The sequence below is a fragment of the Bradyrhizobium sp. Pha-3 genome, assembly GCF_042258615.1.
In the GTDB taxonomy this organism is placed as follows: Bacteria; Pseudomonadota; Alphaproteobacteria; order Rhizobiales; family Xanthobacteraceae; genus Bradyrhizobium.
The window spans coordinates 2481487-2497096 of record NZ_CP170152.1; the positions used below are offsets into that span (position 1 = coordinate 2481487).

Genomic DNA, 15610 nt, shown 5'->3' on the forward strand with positions numbered 1-15610 from the left:
GCTACGCTATTCGGCGGCATCCCGGTCCACGGACGGTTCGACATCGTCGTCTCGCCTCGTCGCCGTCCAATTCGAAAGCGCGTTCGAGAATCGGTCGAGATAGAGATACACGACCGGCGTCGTGAACAGCGTCAGCGCCTGGCTCACGATCAGGCCGCCAACCATCGCGTAGCCGAGCGGCTGACGGATTTCCGATCCCGTTCCGGTGCCCAGCATCAGCGGGACGCCGCCGAGCAGGGCGGCCATCGTCGTCATCATGATCGGACGGAAACGTAAGAGCGCCGCTTTCCGGATCGATTGACGCGGCGACAGATGCTCCTCGCGTTCGGCGGCGATCGCGAAGTCGACCATCATGATGCCGTTCTTCTTCACGATCCCGATCAGGAGGATGATGCCGATCAGCGCGATCAGGCTGAAATCGAACCCGAACGCCATCAGGATCGCCAGCGCACCGACGCCGGCCGACGGCAGCGTGGAAAGGATCGTGAGCGGATGGATGTAGCTTTCATAGAGCATGCCGAGGATCAGATAGACCACGACCAGCGCGGCCAGGATCAGCAGCGGCACCGAGCTCAGTGATTGCTGGAAGGCCTGTGCGGTGCCCTGGAAGCTCGAGCTGAGTGTGGCCGGAGCCCCCAGATTGGCGACCGCGTCCTGAATCGCATCGGTGGCCTGGCCGAGCGCCACGCCCTGCGCGAGGTTGAAGCTGATCGTGGTCGCGGGAAACTGCCCCTGGTGGGCGATTGCGAGCGGACGCACCGGAACCGTCGTCCATTTGCAGAACACCGAGAGCGGTACCTCGTCGCCCGTCGCCGGCGACTTGATGTAGAGCTTGTTGAGCGTGTCGAGCTTGCCCTGCAATTCGGGGAGGATCTCCAGGATGACGTGATAGCTGTTGAGCTGGGTGAAGTACTGGGTCACCTGGCGCTGGCCGAACGCGTCGTACAGCGTGTCGTCGATCAGTTGCGGCTGGATGCCGTAGCGCGACGCGGTGTCGCGATCGATGGTCATCGTCAGCGTCGTTCCCTCGGTCTGCTGGTCGGTGGCGACGTCGCGCAACTCCGGCAGGGTCTTCATGCTGGCCAGGATCTTCGGCGCCCATTGGTTCAGCTCGGCGAGGTTGGCATCCTGCAGCGTGTATTCGAACTGCGTCCGCGTGGCGCGGCCGCCGAGCCGGACGTCCTGCGAGGCCTGCATGTAGAGCCGTGCTCCCTCGACCGCCTCGAGCTTCGGCCGCAGCCGCGCGATGATTTGTTGCGCATCCGCGTCGCGCTCCTCGTGCGGCTTCAGCGTGATGTACATGCGGCCCGAATTCAGCGCAGTGCCGCCGCCGCCGATGAACTCGGCCATGCTGTCGACCGCCGGATCGGCCCGGACGATCCGGCTGAGCTCTTCCTGATGCTGCTTCATGTCGGCAAACGAGATGTCCTGGGCCATCTCCGAGACGGCGTTCAGGAAGCCGTTGTCCTGTTGCGGGAAGAATCCCTTGGGAATGATCACGAACAGATAGACCGACAGTGCCACCGTCGCGAAGAAGATGCACAGCGTGGTCCGGCTCCAGCCCAGCGCCAGATCGAGGCCGCGCTCATAGCCATGCAGCATCCGGTCGAATGCCGCCTCGCTCCATTGGTAGAGCCGGCCGTGCCTGGTTTCGCCGTGCGCGCGCAGGAAGCGCGATGCCATCATCGGCGTCAGCGTCAGCGACACCACCAGCGAGACGAAGATCGCCATCGCCAGGGTCACCGCAAACTCGCGGAACAGCCGGCCGATGACGCCCCCCATCAGGAGCAGCGGGATCAGCACCGCGACCAATGAGATGCTGATCGACAGGATCGTGAATCCGATCTCGCCGGCGCCTCGCAGTGCCGCGGCAAGCGGCCGTTCGCCCTGCTCGACGTATCGCGTGATGTTCTCCAGCATGACGATGGCGTCGTCGACCACGAAGCCGACCGCAATCGTCAGCGCCATCAGCGAAAGATTGTCGAGCGTATAGCCGAACACCCACATCAGCGCGCAGGCGCCGAGCAGCGCGAGCGGCACGGTCACGGCGGGAATCACTGTGGCCCAGAAGCTGCGCAGGAAGGCGAAGATCACCATGACGACCAGAACGATGGTGATCAGCAGCGTGATCTGCACGTCCTCGACGGCGGCGCGGATGGTCAATGTCCGGTCGCTGATGATCTTGATCGTGATGGCGGGCGGAATGGCGGCAATCAGCCTCGGAAGCTGCGCCTTGATCCTGTCGACCGTGCCGATGACATTGGCGCCGGGTTGCTTGAAGATGACGAGGAACACACCGCGCTTGCCGTCCGCCCAGGCGGCCTGCTTCATGTCTTCCGGCCCGGCGATGGCCCGGCCGATGTCACGAATCCGCAACGGGCCGCCGTTGCGGTAGGCGACGATGACGTCGTTCCAGTCGTTGGCATCCGGAAGCTGATCGTTGGCGTAGATCGTGTAGGCGCGGCTCGCGCCGTCGATGTTGCCCTTCGGGCTGTCGACCGTTGTGATGGCGATCTGGCCGCGGATGTCTTCCAGCGAGAGCCCCTTGGCGACCAGCTTGGCGGGATCGATCTGCACGCGGATCGCGGGCTTCTGCTGTCCGCCGATGAACACCTGGGCGACACCCGAAATCTGACTGATCTGTTGCCCGAGCTGGGCGTCGACCGCATCGCTCACCCGGATCAGCGGCAGGGTGTCGGAGGTCGCCGACAACAGCAGGATCGGCGAGTCCGCCGGGTTGACCTTGCGATAGGTCGGCGGCGACGGCAGGTTCTTGGGCAGCTGGCCGCCGGCTGCGTTGATCGCGGCCTGGATGTCGTTGGCGGCGCCGTCGATGTTGCGGTTCAGATCGAACTGGATGGTGACCGCGGTCGACCCGAGCGAACTCGTCGAGGTCATCTGGGCAATGCCGGGAATCTGCGCGAATTGCCGCTCCAGCGGCTGCGCCACGGAGGAGGCCATGGTTTCGGGGCTGGCGCCCGGCAGGCTCGCCGAGATCTGGATGGTCGGAAAGTCGACCTGCGGCAGTGGTGCGACCGGCAGCAAAGGATAGGCGACCATGCCGACGAACAGAATGCCGGCCATCAGCAGCGAGGTGCCAATAGGGTAGCGGATAAACGGAGATGAGATGCTCTCGTTCATTTCAGCAATCCAAATGAACGGCAGGCGCATCTTTTCCCGAATGCCGGGAGTCGTCCTCGAACGCTCGAGCGCGAACGCGCGTTTTCCTCGCCATGGCCAATCGGCAGATCGCGGAGTTCGCGTCTACCTGTTTTTTGCCAGCATAATCATTCCCGGGGACGGCGCGAATGGAAACACCGGATCGCCCATTCGACCTTCGTTCAATAGGTCGGAATCCGCGCGTCCAAACGTGTCCTCCGCGCGAAGTATATCTGATTACGATATATTTGTGGCAGCTACCGCGAGCGCGGCCGCCTGGCCCTCTTCTTTGCAGGCTTTGCCGCGGATGCCGCTGCACCCGTCGGCTGCACCCGCAAACCGTCCACGAACACATCCAATAGCCGCAGCGCCGTGGTCTGCCAGCCCGGCTGGTCGTGCATGTAGCACATGCCGATCAGCGCGCGCAGCACGTCCTCGGCGCTGATGTCGTCGCGGATCGCGCCGGCGGCGACCGCGCGCGCGAGCAGGGTGCCGATCGCCTTGGTGAGGCGATCGAACGAATAGGCGTATAGTTCGGTCGAGCCATGCGCGACCAGCGCCAGCGCTGCGACCATGCCCTTCTTGGTCGCGACGAATTGCACATTGGCGCGCATCCAGCGGCGCAGCGCCTCGACCGGCTCGGGGGCGCATTGCAGCTGCTCGGCAAGGTCGCCGAGCTGCTCGACCTCGCGGCGATAGACCGCCTCGTACAGCGCCTCGCGGGTCGGGAAGTGCCGATACAGCGTGCCGATGCCGACGCCGGCATGGCGCGCGACGGCCTCGAGGCTCGCCTCGCTGCCGCCGGCCGAGAACACGGCCTTGGCCGCTTCGAGCACGCGCTCGCGATTGCGCACGGCGTCGGCGCGCGGCTTGCGGACAATTTCTGGTGATGACCCGGCCATTCCTTTTTCTTTTTACCCTCCCTTGTAAACGGAGGATGCCTCCGTATATGGCGACCAGCACCGGGCCTGACAAGGCGCGCCGATCATGGATCGGCGGCCACGGGTTCGCGTTGCCTCGATTCAACCCGACCATACACGGATCGGAGCCCTGCATGAATCTCCCACTCAGTCTCACCATCAACGGCGTCCGCCGCGACATTGCCCTCGACGACCCCCGCGTCACCCTGCTCGACCTGCTGCGCGAGCGGCTCGACCTCACCGGAACCAAGAAGGGATGCGACCGCGGCCAGTGCGGCGCGTGCACCATCCTGGTCGACGGCCGCCGCATCAATTCCTGCCTCGCGCTCGCCGTCAGCCATGACGGTGCCGGGATCACCACCATCGAAGGCGTCGGGCACGGCGGCGAGCTGCACCCGGTGCAGGCCGCCTTCATCGCCCATGACGGCTTCCAGTGCGGCTTCTGCACCCCGGGCCAGATCATGAGCGGCATCGGCCTGATCCAGGAAGGGCAGGCCGGCGACGACCCCGAGCGCGTGCGCGAATGCATGAGCGGCAATCTCTGCCGCTGCGGCGCCTATCAGGGAATCACCGAGGCCGTGCTCGAGGCACAATCCAGCATGACCGCCAGCAAGCAGAGGCGCTCCGCATGATGAACTTCGATTATGTCAGGCCGGCCAGCGTCGCGGACGCGATCGCGGCCGCGTCCGAGAAGGGCGCGAGCTACCTTGCGTCCGGCACCAACCTGCTCGACCTGATGAAGGGCGGCGTCAGCCGGCCGAGCCGTCTCGTCGATGTCACGCATCTGCCCGGGCTCGATCGCATCGAGCATCTCCCCGACGGCAGCCTGCGCATCGGCGCGCTGGTGCGCAATGCCGATCTCGCCCATGACGCCGAGTTCGCGCGCAACTACCCGGCGATCGCCGAGGCGCTGCTGTCGGGCGCATCCGCGCAGCTGCGCAATGCCGCGACGGTCGGCGGCAACCTGATGCAGCGGACGCGCTGCGCCTATTTCTACGACGCCGGCAGCGCCTGCAACCGGCGCTGGCCGGGCGCCGGCTGCGACGCGCTGAAGGGCGAGAACCGCCTGCATGCGGTGCTCGGCTGGAGCGAGGGCTGCATCGCAACCCATCCGTCGGACTTCTGCGTGCCGCTGGTCGCGCTCGATGCAATCGTCGAGATCGAAGGCAAGGGCGGCCGGCGCGAGCTGCCGCTCGAGGCGCTGCATCGGCTGCCCGGCGAGACGCCGGAGCGCGAGACCGCGCTGGAGCGCGGCGACCTGATCGTCGCGCTGCGGCTGCCGGCCGAGGCGCAAGGCTTCGCTCGCCATGCCCGCTACATCAAGGTGCGCGAACGCACCTCCTATGCCTTCGCCGTGGTCTCGGCCGCAGCTAGCCTGCGCATCGAGCATGGCAAGATCCGCGAGGCGCGGCTCGCGCTCGGCGGCGTTGCGGCAAAGCCGTGGCGGGCGCGCGAGGCCGAGCAGGTGCTCGCCGGCGCCGCGCCCGATGCGGCGGTCTACCGCGAGGCGGCGCGCGCTGCGCTCGCCGGCGCAAAACCGTCCGGCGACAACGCCTTCAAGATCGAGCTCGCGCAGCGCATCGTCGTGCGCGCGCTCACCGTTGCCGCCGCAGGCACGCCGGACCGCATTCCCGCGCTGCCCGGCTCTCCCTTCTCATCCGTTGCAGGAGCGTAACGCATGACGGTTGAACTCAGTCTGACCCGCGACCCCGCCCATATCAGGCATGGCTCGAATATCGGCCAGCCGATGACCCGCACCGACGGCGTGCTGAAGGTCACCGGCAAGGCCCGCTATGCCGCGGACAATCATCCGCCCGGCATGGTCTATGCTGTGATCGCAACCAGCTGCATCGCGCGCGGCCGCGTCACCGCGCTCGACGTTGCCGCCGCCAAGCGCCATCCCGGCGTCATCGACGTGATGACGCCGGCGCACAAGCCCGAGCTTGCGGAAGACCCCGACGCCAAGGGCAACCCGTTCGCGTTCCGCATGGAGCTGTTGCAGAGCGATAAGGTGCGCTACGCCAACCAGGCGATCGCGGTCGTGATCGCGGAGACGCTGGAAGCCGCGACCGAAGGCGCAGCGCTGCTGTCGCCGCGTTACCAGGTCGAGATCGCGCGCGTCGGCCTCGACGCCGGGGAGGCCTACGCGCCACCCGTGGTCGGCATCGGCAATCCCGCCGAAGTCCGCCACGGCGACATCGACGCCGGCATGGCTGCGGCTGCGAAACTGACAGATGCGACCTACGAGACGCCGGCGCAGTATCACAACGCGATGGAGCCGCATGCGATCGTCGCGGTGTGGGACGGCGACCGCCTGTTCATCGACACGCCGAGCCAGGGCATGGGGTTCGCACAGATGCGCATCGCCGGGCTGTTCGGCATTCCGCCCGCGAACATCCACATCAACAGCCCGTTCCTCGGCGGCGGCTTCGGCTCCAAGGGGCTGATCTCCGGGCCGCAGGTGCTCGGCATCATGGCCGCCAAGTTGATCGGCCGTCCGGTCAAGCTCGTGCTGCGCCGCAGCCAGATGTATGGCCCGGTCGGCCATCGTCCGCCGACCCGCCAGCGCATCCGGATCGGCACCGACGAGGCCGGCGCGCTCACCGCGATCAATCATGAGGCGCGGATCACGACGTCGAGCTTCGACGATTTCTACGAGCCCGCGGCCGATGCCTCGCACACGCTCTATGCCAGCCCCGCGATCCGCACCGCGCATGAGGCGGTGCGCGTCGACACCGGCACGCCGCTGTTCATGCGCGCGCCGGGCGAGGCCACCGGATCGATCGTGCTGGAAAGCGCGATCGACGAGGCGGCGTTCGCTTGCGGCATCGATCCGCTGGAATTTCGGCTGAAGAACTACGCCGAGGTCGAGCCGACCACCGGCAAGCCGTTTTCCTCCAAGGCGCTGCGCCAGTGCTACGCAAAGGCCGCCGAACGCTTCGGCTGGGCGGGCCGTCCGCTGCAGCCCAAGCAGATGCGTGACGAGAACGGCTTTCTGGTCGGCTGGGGCGTAGGTACCGCAACCTTCCCGGCCATCATGTTCCAGGGCAATGCGCGCGCGGTGATCCGCGCCGACGGCAAGGGCGTGATGGAGACCGGCGCGCACGACATGGGGCAGGGCGCCTGGACCGCGCTGGCGCAGATCTCGGCCGACTCGCTCGGTCTGGATTTCGATCAGCTGACGTTCCGATCCGGCAGCTCCGATCTGCCCGATGCCGGCATTGCCGGCGGTTCGGGGCATACCGCAACCGTCGGTGCCGCGATCCACAACGCAGGTGCGGCCGTGATCGCAAAACTCGCCGAGCTCGCGACCGCGGACCAGCGCTCGCCGTTGTTCGGCGCCGGCAATGCCGGCGTGGTGGCGCGGGCCGGCCGGCTGCATCGCCACGACGACGATTCGCGCAGCGAAGGCTATGCCGACATCCTGGCGCGCGCCGGCCTCGCCGAGGTCGACGCCACCGGCAGCGGCGCAGCCGATGCGGCGGCACAGTCGCAATATGCGATGCATGCGCATGGCGCGGTGTTTGCCGAGGTCAAGGTCGATCCGGAGCTCGGCCAGATCCGCGCCACGCGGCTGGTCGGCGCGTTCGCCGCCGGCCGTATCGTCAATCCGTTGCTGGTGCAGAGCCAGCTCTACGGCGGCATGATCTGGGGCCTCTCCTTCGCGCTGCACGAGGAGGCGGTGATGGACCATCGTTCGGGCCGCATCCTGAATGCGAACCTCGCCGAGTATCATGTGCCTGTGAATGCCGACGTGCCGCCGATGGAGGTGATCACGGTCGACGAGCACGATCCGCATGTGAATGCGCTCGGCATCAAGGGCGTCGGCGAGATCGGCATCACCGGCAGCGCCGGCGCAGTCGCCAATGCCGTCTTCCACGCCACCGGCATCCGGGTGCGGAATTTCCCGATCAAGATCGAGGAAATTGTGATGGGGTTGGCAGGATAGGTGCTTCACCTTCCCCTGGAGGGGACCTGGAGGGGGAGGGTCGATAAGCATCGCGCGAAGCAAGATGCTTAGCGGGGTGGGGTGACGGTCCCTCCACGCGTGTGCTGCCCGTGGGGAGAGATCACCCCACCCCGGCTCGCATTTCGCTGCGCTCAACGCGATCCGACCCTCCCCCTCCAGGGTAGGGTGGCAGCGGGGCCTCACCCCACCGCCGTCACGCAGTTCACCCACAGCACCACGGCCTTGGCATCGTGGGCCGGATTGGAGAACCGATGCGGGCGCCGGCTGGCGAAGCGGAAGCTGTCGCCTTGCTTCAGCGTCCAGGTCTCGGTGTCGACCGTCAGCGTCATCTCGCCTGACAGCACGAGGCCGGCCTCTTCGCCGTCATGGGTATAGAACTCGTCGCCGGTGTTGCCGCCGGGTTCGAGATGCACCAGGAACAGATTGAGCCGGCTCTCGCTGCCCGCGGGGCTGAGCAACTGCTTAGAAATGCCGGTGCGCCACAGCTTCAGCTCGGCGCGCTGCACCTCGCGGGTCACGATGCCGCCGGCGCTGTCGTCTTTCGGCGCCGCGCCGAACAGCGCGGCGATGCCGACGCCGAGCACGTCGGCCAGCGTCGCCAGCACGCGCAGCGAGGGCGACGACAGGCCGCGCTCGATCTGGCTGATGAAGCCGATCGACAGCTCGGTACGCGCGGCGACCACCTCCAGCGACATCTGCTTGGAGCGGCGCAGGTCGCGGATGCGGCGTCCGACCGCGAGATCCATCGCAGGCTCGGCCGGCTTCCTGGCCGGTTTTTTGACCGCGCGGCGTGCCGTCACGGGCCGCGCTGCCGCGCCTTTGCGCATTCTCTTGCCGCCGCTCACGTCAGTCCGCTTCCTTCATGTGCATGAAAACCGCTTGCATTGGCCGCGGTTTCGTGACCACAATTTCATATTGGTGAAAATAGGCCGGAACGGCGTCGCCCGCAACATCTAGCTCGAAAAGCAGGGCGATGCGGCGCCGAGGCCAGCTTCGGGAGGTGTTGCGATGTCCTTTCTGCGTCTCGTTCAGGCCGCGGTCGCGGTGCTTGCCCTTGCCTTGAGCGCGCCGTCGGGGGCGCAGCAGGTGCTGAAAGTCGGCTCGACGCCGACCGGCATCCCCTTCACCTTTCTCGACACCAAGACCAATTCGATCCAGGGCATCATGGTCGATCTCGCCACCGAGATCGGCAAGGACGCCGGCTTCTCCGTGCAGATCGAGCCGATGCAGTTCTCGGCGCTGATCCCCTCGCTGACCGCAAACAAGATCGACATCATTGCGGCCGCGATGTTCGCCACCGCCGCGCGCAAGGAGGTGATCGACTTCTCCGAACCTGTCTACACCTATGGCGAGGGCCTCGTGGTGCCGAAGGCCGACACCAAGGCTTACGCCTCGCAGGAGGACCTGAAGGGCACCGTGGTCGGCGCCCAGGTCGGCACCGCGTTCGTCGACGCGCTGAAGAAGACCGGGCTGTTCAGCGAGGTCAAGGTCTACGACACCATTCCCGATATCCTGCGCGACGTGAATGCCGGCCGCCTCAAGGCCGGCTTCGCCGACTATCCGATCCTCGCCTACAATCTGCAGCAGGGCAATTTCGCCGATGTCCGGCTGGTCGATGGCTACAAGCCCGTCACCGTGGGGACGGTCGCGATCGGCGTCCGCAAGAGCGACACCGAGCTGCTGGCGAAGATCAACGCCTCGCTGGCGAAGCTGAAGGCAAACGGCACGATCGCGAAGATCCTGGAGAAATGGGGCCAGAAGGCCAGCGCGTCGTGACGCGCGGGTACCCCGATGGAGACCCGTCACCCTGAGGAGCGCGTAGCGCGTCTCGAAGGGTCGACGGCCACCAGCCGGGCCGTGCATCCTTCGAGACGCGGCGAAGACGCCGCTCCTCAGGATGACGGAGATGAAATTCGAGTAGGTAACCGGACTGCACACGATTAGCCGATGCAAAAATTCTTCCATGACGCCGTCGAGTTCGTGCCGATCCTGTTGCAGGGCGTCTGGCTGACCATCGTCGTCACCGTCGGCTCGCTCTTGCTCTCGACCGTGCTCGGGCTGGTCTGGGCCTTGATGCGGGTGTCCGGAATTCGCATCCTTGTCGGCCTCAGTGCCGCGCTGATCAACGTGATCCGCGGCATCCCGATCATCGTGCTGCTGTTCTACATCTATTTCGTGATGCCCGATTTCGGCATCGCGCTGTCGGCGCTGCAGGCCGCGATCATCGGGCTCGGCATCGCCTATTCGGCCTATCAGGCGGAAAATTTCCGCGCCGGTATCGAGGCGATCGACAAGGGACAGATCGAGGCGGCGCAGACCATCGGGATGGGCTGGTGGCTCACCATGCACCGCGTGGTGCTGCCGCAGGCGGTCAGGATCATCCTGCCGCCCTACGGCAACATCATGATCATGATGCTGAAGGATTCTTCGCAAGCCTCCACCATCACGGTCGCCGAGCTCGCGCTGCAGGGCAAGCTGATCGCCTCCTCGACCTTCAAGAACACCAGCGTGTTCACCCTGGTGGCGCTGATGTACCTCACCATGAGCATTCCGCTCATCCTGCTGGTTCGGCACTTCGAGAACAAGGCGAACCGCAAATGATCGAGCTCAACGACGTCCACAAGAGTTTTGGCAAGGTCGAGGTGCTGAAAGGCATCACCGCCTCGGTCGCCAAGAGCGAGGTGGTCTGCATCATCGGCCCGTCGGGCTCCGGCAAGTCGACCATCCTGCGCTGCATCAACGGGCTCGAGAGCTACGATCGCGGCGAGATCAGCGTCGAGGGCGCGCGCGTCGATCAGGGCAACCGCTCGATCGTGGCGATCCGCACCCAGGTCTCGATGGTGTTCCAGCGCTTCAACCTGTTTCCGCATCGCACCGCGCTCGAGAACGTCATCGAGGGGCCGCTCTATGTGAAGAAGGAGCCGCGCGAGGCGGCGATTGCCCGCGGCCGCGCGCTGCTCGCGCAGGTCGGCCTCGCCGACAAGGCCGAGGTGCATCCGCCAAAGCTCTCCGGCGGCCAGCAGCAGCGCGTCGCGATTGCGCGGGCGCTGGCGATGCAGCCGAAGGCGATCCTGTTCGACGAGCCGACCTCGGCGCTCGATCCCGAACTGGTCGGCGAGGTGCTCTCGGTGATGCGCAAGCTCGCCGATGACGGCATGACCATGGTCGTTGTCACGCATGAGATGGGCTTTGCCCGCGACGTCGCCGACCGCGTGCTGTTCATCGATGGCGGCATCATCGTCGAGCAGGGCGCCGCCAAATCCGTCCTCAACCAACCGCAACACCCGCGCACCCAGGATTTCCTGCGCCGCGTGCTGCACCCGCTGTGATCGGAAAATGATGTCATCCGGTCGAGTCGTTACCGCATCAACGGTTCACCTCTCCCCTTGTGGGAGAGGTCGGATTGCATCGTCAGATGCAATCCGGGTGAGGGGTTACGCTCTCTCGTGGGACCTGAACCCCTCACCCGCGCCTTCGGCGCGACCTCTCCCCGATGGGGAGAGGTGAAACGCGAGCCCCAGTCATGACCCCAACCTCGCGCCTGCCGCTGCCACCGAGCCTCTACGCCGACACCGCGGTGGAGGCGACGCCGACACCGCCGCTGACGTCAGACAAGAGCGTGCCGGTCGCGATCATCGGCGGTGGCTTCACCGGCCTGTCGACCGCGCTGCATCTTGCCGAGCAGGGCGTGCTTGCGACGGTGCTGGAGGCACAGGAGCCGGGCTGGGGCGCCTCCGGCAACAATGGCGGGCAGACCAATCCCGGGCTGAAGCACGACCCCGACCAGATCGAACGGGATTTCGGCGCCGATCTCGGCCGCCGCATCATCGAATTCTCCTACGGCACCACGAATTTCACGCATGACCTGATCCGCCGCTACCAGATTCCCTGCGAGGCGCGGCAGAACGGCACGCTGCGCGCCGCGTACAATGAGGCCAGCGCGACCGCGATCGAGACCACGGCGAAGCAGTGCATCCGGCGCGGCATGCCGGTCAAGCTGCTCAACGCCGCCGAGATGCGCGAGATGACCGGCAGCGACCGCTACCTCTGCGCCATGCTGGATGCGCGCGGCGGCGATCTGCATCCGTTGAGTTACGCGCGCGGGCTGGCGCGCGCCGCGATTGGCGCAGGCGTCGCCGTCCATGGCGAGACGCCGGCGCTGTCGCTTCGCCGTGACGGCAACCGCTGGCGGATCGAGACCCCGCGCGCAATCGTGCACGCCGACAAGGTGCTGCTCGCGACCAATGGCTTTACCGATGATCTCTGGCCGGCGCTCCGCCGCACCATCGTGCCGGTGTTCTCGTCGATCGCGGCGACCGCGCCGCTGTCCGAGGAGGTCGCGCGTGCGATCATGCCAACGCGTCCGGTGCTCTACGAGAGCGGCCATATCACGGTCTATTACCGCATCGACCAGCACAACCGGCTGCTGATGGGCGGCCGTGGCCCGATGCGCTGGATCAGCAAGCCGACCGACGTCGCCTATCTGATCCGCTACGCCGAGCGGTTGTGGCCGCAGCTCAAAGGCGTCCGCTGGACCCATGGTTGGAACAGCCGCCTTGCCATCACCGCCGATCACTATCCGCATGTCCACGAGCCCGCGGAGAATTTGCTGATCTCGCTCGGCTGCAACGGCCGCGGCGTCGCACTCTCGACCGCGATGGGCGCGCAACTCGCCCGCCGCCTGATCGGAGGCACCAAGGCCGAGATCGACATGCCCGTGACCGGCATCAAGCCGATTCCGATGCACGCCTTCTGGCGCGTCGGCGTCACCACGGCGGTGCTGACCGGGCGGGTAAGGGACAAGCTTGGGGTGTAGCTGCCGCTAGTGTCCCGAATCCGAAGTCCGTATCATTCGCCGCACTTTCGGAGCGAACTTCGGATTCGATAAGGACACTAGCAAACTTATGATTCTAGTGTGCTTTATGAATGCGAAGTTCGTGAAAGCGGCTGCCGCGAAATCGCACGAACTTCGCATTCAGCACACTAGCGCGTCGCGGCCTCGCCAAGGTGCGTTCTGAAGAACGCGATGGCCGCGGCGTGGAAGCGCTGATGAAACGCGACGCGGTCGAAGCCCGGCGCGTCGGCGCAGATGCCCGCCATCTTCGCTGTCTCCGCCGGTGTGCAGGTCGCGAGGAAGGAGAAGTGCTTGGCATCCTTCACCAGGTGAAAGTCCGGTTTGGACGGAAGCCGGTCGTTGATGGCGGCCGCACAGCACCCGGACAGACCGTCGCCATTCTGCGCGGGGTCCGAGCTCCACAGTTGAATCGGGATCGTCACGGCTTTCAAGTTCTCGGCGGCAAAGAACAGCACGGGAAAGGGATCGACGATGATCGCGGCCTTGATCCGCGGATCGTGCACGACCGGTCCGCTCGGCTTCTCGCCGCCTTCGAGCTCCTTGCAGGCCCGCAAGCTCGATGTCTGGCAGTTCGGCAAGCCCTTGCGGAGATCGGGCTCACCGCCCACCGCCGCGATGCCTGTATAACCGCCCCAGGAGAAACCATAGAGACCGATGCGTCCGGCATCGATGTGGGCTGCGTCAGGCCAGGCTCCGAGCGCGTAGTCGATCGCACGCTTGATGTCGGCGGGCCGCTCGACCGTGACGGCAAGGCTGTCGGTGCCGCTGGTGTCGCGTTCGGTATCGGTCGGATGATTGATCGTCACGACGATGAAACCGGCATCCGCCAGCGCAGCGGCGGTGTCGTGATGCCCGCCGAGCCAGCCACGCCTTCCATGCGAGATCACGATCAGCGGCAGCTTGTCTCCCACGATCGGGCAGTCGTTGACGCCGAAGAACGTTCTGCCGCCGCGGGCATCGATCTCGCGCGGGGGCTCGGCGCACGGGTGCCAGGCCACCCCTCTGATCGCAGGCCCGTCGGGATCGGCGGGAACATCGAAGTGCCGAAGTCCAGCCGCGTGCGCCACAGAGACAGCAAGCAACGACAGAGCGGACAACACGAAGGGCGCACAACGCATGGCTATCACTTGTCCAGAATCCGCAATTCGGCCGTGGCGCTGGCAACCGTCACATTGTCGGCGTCGATCAGATCGGCCTCGACGATCATGTCGCGGTCGGTCTGCGAGACGACCTTGGCCTTGGCCGTGATCGGACCGACGCGCGCCGGCTTGAGAAAGCGGGTGGTGAGGGTTCTGGTCACCACGGTCCTGGTTGACGGAAGTACAGCGAGGGCCCCGAGGCCGGTGGCCGAATCCAGCATCGCCGCCAGGAAGCCGCCCTGGATCGTTCCGTGCCGGTTGGTGAACAGGGGCTGCGCCACAAAGCGGATCGAGGGGATTTCGCCGTCGAAGCCCAGCCACTCGCGTCCAAGGAGCTGGGCGCCCGGCGGCACGTCTGCGCTTGCATCGCTCAAGCCGGTCACCATTGTTCGTTGTCGGGCCGAAATGTATCAGCCCATTTGCGTCCTGCAATGTCCCTCGGCGCGCCATCGCGAAGGCGTCAATTACTGCATGCGCGGGTGATGATACCGCGTGGTGCGACGCCTCGAATCGAGAACTATCCTCATCGTCGTCCCGGCGAAAGCCGGGACCCATTACCCCAAGTCTCAATCGTTGCGCGACGCTGGGGCCACAGCCTTCTTCAACAACGCCACCCTGTGGTTGGGTCCCGGCTTTCGCCGGGACGACGGTGGTGCGTGAGATGCGACATTGTCTCACAGCACGACGGTCCACGCCGCGATCCCCGTCATTCCGAGGGCGGCCACCACGGATACTGGCTCGGCATGTCTTGCGAGACCTTGCCCGGAAACGCCGGCTTTCGCTTCTCGATGAAGGACTGCACGCCCTCGCGCACGTCGGCGTGGCCGCCGCGCTCGACCGACATCGGTTTGTCGATCGCGAGCAATTCGAACGGATCAGGCGCGCCGGCGAAGCGCCAGAGCATCTGGCGGGTCAACGCCACCGACACGGCCGACGTCTCCGCCGTCATCTCGTGGGCGATCTGCCGCGCCCGCTCGAGCAAGGCGTCCGGCTCGGCCACCTCGCTGACGAGGCCGCCCGCCAGCGCCTCGTCCGCATCGAAGGTGCGGCCGGAGAGACACCAGCGCAGCGATTGCGGCAGGCCGACGAGCTTTGGCAAGAACCACGCACTGCCGGCCTCCGGCACCAGCCCGCGGCGCGCGAAGATGAAGCCGATCTTGGCGCCGCGAGCGGCGATGCGGATATCCATCGGCAGCGTCATGGTGATGCCGACGCCGACCGCAGCGCCGTTGATCGCGGCGATCGAGGGCTTTCGGCAGTTGAAGATCGCCTCGACGAAGCGGCCGCTGCGCTGGCCAGCGCTTGCGAACACGCCCGCACCGTGGCTGCCGGACGTGTCGAAGCTCTTGGCGCCGCCGGAGACGTCGGCACCGGCGCAGAAGGCACGGCCCGCACCGGTGACGATGATGGCGCGGACGTTGTCGTCTTCGTCAGCGCGCAGAAACGCGTCGGCGATCTCTGCACCCATCGTGCCGGTATAGGCATTGAGCTTGTCGGGGCGATTGAGCGTGACGATCGTCAGGGAGCCGTCGATGTCGCACGTGATGTGTTCGTAGCTCATGACGGC

13 protein-coding genes are annotated in these 15610 nt (G+C 66.1%); 7 read left to right on the plus strand and 6 right to left on the minus strand.

Annotated features, from left to right (window positions below):
• Nucleotides 1-6: 6 nt before the first annotated feature.
• Complete coding sequence (locus ACE10Z_RS11630) at nucleotides 7-3141, minus strand: multidrug efflux RND transporter permease subunit (protein WP_375788039.1); 3135 nt, start codon at nucleotides 3139-3141, stop codon at nucleotides 7-9.
• A gap of 275 nt (nucleotides 3142-3416) precedes the next feature.
• Nucleotides 3417-4061 (minus strand): TetR/AcrR family transcriptional regulator, encoded by a 645-nt coding sequence (locus tag ACE10Z_RS11635; RefSeq protein WP_375788040.1) that lies wholly within the window; start codon nucleotides 4059-4061, stop codon nucleotides 3417-3419.
• Nucleotides 4062-4213: 152 nt separating this feature from the next.
• Between ACE10Z_RS11635 and ACE10Z_RS11640 the strand changes: the two genes are divergently transcribed.
• The 3 genes from ACE10Z_RS11640 to ACE10Z_RS11650 are packed head-to-tail and all read left to right on the plus strand — an operon-like array spanning nucleotide 4214 to nucleotide 8028.
• On the plus strand, nucleotides 4214-4711 hold the full coding sequence (locus ACE10Z_RS11640; RefSeq protein WP_375788041.1) for a (2Fe-2S)-binding protein: 498 nt from the start codon (nucleotides 4214-4216) through the stop codon (nucleotides 4709-4711).
• Nucleotides 4708-5754: an FAD binding domain-containing protein gene (locus ACE10Z_RS11645; protein WP_375788042.1), complete on the plus strand. Its 1047-nt coding sequence runs from the start codon at nucleotides 4708-4710 to the stop codon at nucleotides 5752-5754. The genes ACE10Z_RS11640 and ACE10Z_RS11645 overlap by 4 nt, the downstream gene beginning before the upstream one ends.
• Nucleotides 5755-5757: 3 nt before the next feature.
• Nucleotides 5758-8028 carry a xanthine dehydrogenase family protein molybdopterin-binding subunit gene (locus tag ACE10Z_RS11650; RefSeq protein ID WP_375788043.1) on the plus strand — a complete coding sequence of 757 codons (2271 nt, stop codon included), beginning with the start codon at nucleotides 5758-5760 and terminating at the stop codon, nucleotides 8026-8028.
• 200 nt (nucleotides 8029-8228) lie between these two features.
• Here the strand turns inward: ACE10Z_RS11650 and ACE10Z_RS11655 are convergent, their stop codons facing one another.
• Nucleotides 8229-8876: a cupin domain-containing protein gene (locus tag ACE10Z_RS11655; RefSeq protein WP_375788044.1), complete on the minus strand. Its 648-nt coding sequence runs from the start codon at nucleotides 8874-8876 to the stop codon at nucleotides 8229-8231.
• A gap of 181 nt (nucleotides 8877-9057) precedes the next feature.
• Here ACE10Z_RS11655 and ACE10Z_RS11660 point away from each other — a divergent pair, with 181 nt between their 5' ends.
• From ACE10Z_RS11660 to ACE10Z_RS11675, 4 genes are all read left to right on the plus strand, one after another.
• On the plus strand, nucleotides 9058-9825 hold the full coding sequence (locus tag ACE10Z_RS11660) for an ABC transporter substrate-binding protein (RefSeq protein WP_375788045.1): 768 nt from the start codon (nucleotides 9058-9060) through the stop codon (nucleotides 9823-9825).
• Nucleotides 9826-9996: 171 nt separating this feature from the next.
• A complete protein-coding gene (locus ACE10Z_RS11665) occupies nucleotides 9997-10650 on the plus strand; it encodes an amino acid ABC transporter permease (RefSeq protein ID WP_375788046.1) in 654 nt (217 codons plus the stop codon).
• Nucleotides 10647-11378 (plus strand): amino acid ABC transporter ATP-binding protein, encoded by a 732-nt coding sequence (locus ACE10Z_RS11670; protein WP_375788047.1) that lies wholly within the window; start codon nucleotides 10647-10649, stop codon nucleotides 11376-11378. The genes ACE10Z_RS11665 and ACE10Z_RS11670 overlap by 4 nt, the downstream gene beginning before the upstream one ends.
• Nucleotides 11379-11572: 194 nt before the next feature.
• Nucleotides 11573-12865: an NAD(P)/FAD-dependent oxidoreductase gene (locus ACE10Z_RS11675; protein ID WP_375788048.1), complete on the plus strand. Its 1293-nt coding sequence runs from the start codon at nucleotides 11573-11575 to the stop codon at nucleotides 12863-12865.
• Between the two features lie 167 nt (nucleotides 12866-13032).
• Here ACE10Z_RS11675 and ACE10Z_RS11680 read toward each other — a convergent pair whose 3' ends face one another.
• The 3 genes from ACE10Z_RS11680 to ACE10Z_RS11690 all read right to left on the minus strand — a co-directional run bounded on the left by ACE10Z_RS11680 (nucleotide 13033) and on the right by ACE10Z_RS11690 (nucleotide 15604).
• Nucleotides 13033-13902: an alpha/beta hydrolase family protein gene (locus ACE10Z_RS11680; protein WP_375788049.1), complete on the minus strand. Its 870-nt coding sequence runs from the start codon at nucleotides 13900-13902 to the stop codon at nucleotides 13033-13035.
• Nucleotides 13903-14027: 125 nt separating this feature from the next.
• Entirely contained in the window at nucleotides 14028-14426 is a 399-nt protein-coding gene (locus tag ACE10Z_RS11685; RefSeq protein WP_375789810.1) for a PaaI family thioesterase, read from the minus strand.
• 323 nt (nucleotides 14427-14749) lie between these two features.
• A complete protein-coding gene (locus tag ACE10Z_RS11690) occupies nucleotides 14750-15604 on the minus strand; it encodes an enoyl-CoA hydratase-related protein (RefSeq protein WP_375788050.1) in 855 nt (284 codons plus the stop codon).
• Nucleotides 15605-15610: the final 6 nt, after the last annotated feature.

Bases quoted from the DNA above. Each gene is read 5' to 3' on its own strand.
- ACE10Z_RS11665 (WP_375788046.1), top strand. From the start codon at position 9,997: ATGCAAAAATTCTTCCATGACGCCGTCGAGTTCGTGCCGATCCTGTTG.
- ACE10Z_RS11655 (WP_375788044.1), bottom strand. From the start codon at position 8,876: ATGCGCAAAGGCGCGGCAGCGCGGCCCGTGACGGCACGCCGCGCGGTC.
- ACE10Z_RS11635 (WP_375788040.1), bottom strand. From the start codon at position 4,061: ATGGCCGGGTCATCACCAGAAATTGTCCGCAAGCCGCGCGCCGACGCC.
- ACE10Z_RS11660 (WP_375788045.1), top strand. From the start codon at position 9,058: ATGTCCTTTCTGCGTCTCGTTCAGGCCGCGGTCGCGGTGCTTGCCCTT.
- ACE10Z_RS11650 (WP_375788043.1), top strand. From the start codon at position 5,758: ATGACGGTTGAACTCAGTCTGACCCGCGACCCCGCCCATATCAGGCAT.
- ACE10Z_RS11640 (WP_375788041.1), top strand. From the start codon at position 4,214: ATGAATCTCCCACTCAGTCTCACCATCAACGGCGTCCGCCGCGACATT.
- ACE10Z_RS11670 (WP_375788047.1), top strand. From the start codon at position 10,647: ATGATCGAGCTCAACGACGTCCACAAGAGTTTTGGCAAGGTCGAGGTG.
- ACE10Z_RS11645 (WP_375788042.1), top strand. From the start codon at position 4,708: ATGATGAACTTCGATTATGTCAGGCCGGCCAGCGTCGCGGACGCGATC.
- ACE10Z_RS11630 (WP_375788039.1), bottom strand. From the start codon at position 3,141: ATGAACGAGAGCATCTCATCTCCGTTTATCCGCTACCCTATTGGCACC.
- ACE10Z_RS11675 (WP_375788048.1), top strand. From the start codon at position 11,573: ATGACCCCAACCTCGCGCCTGCCGCTGCCACCGAGCCTCTACGCCGAC.
- ACE10Z_RS11690 (WP_375788050.1), bottom strand. From the start codon at position 15,604: ATGAGCTACGAACACATCACGTGCGACATCGACGGCTCCCTGACGATC.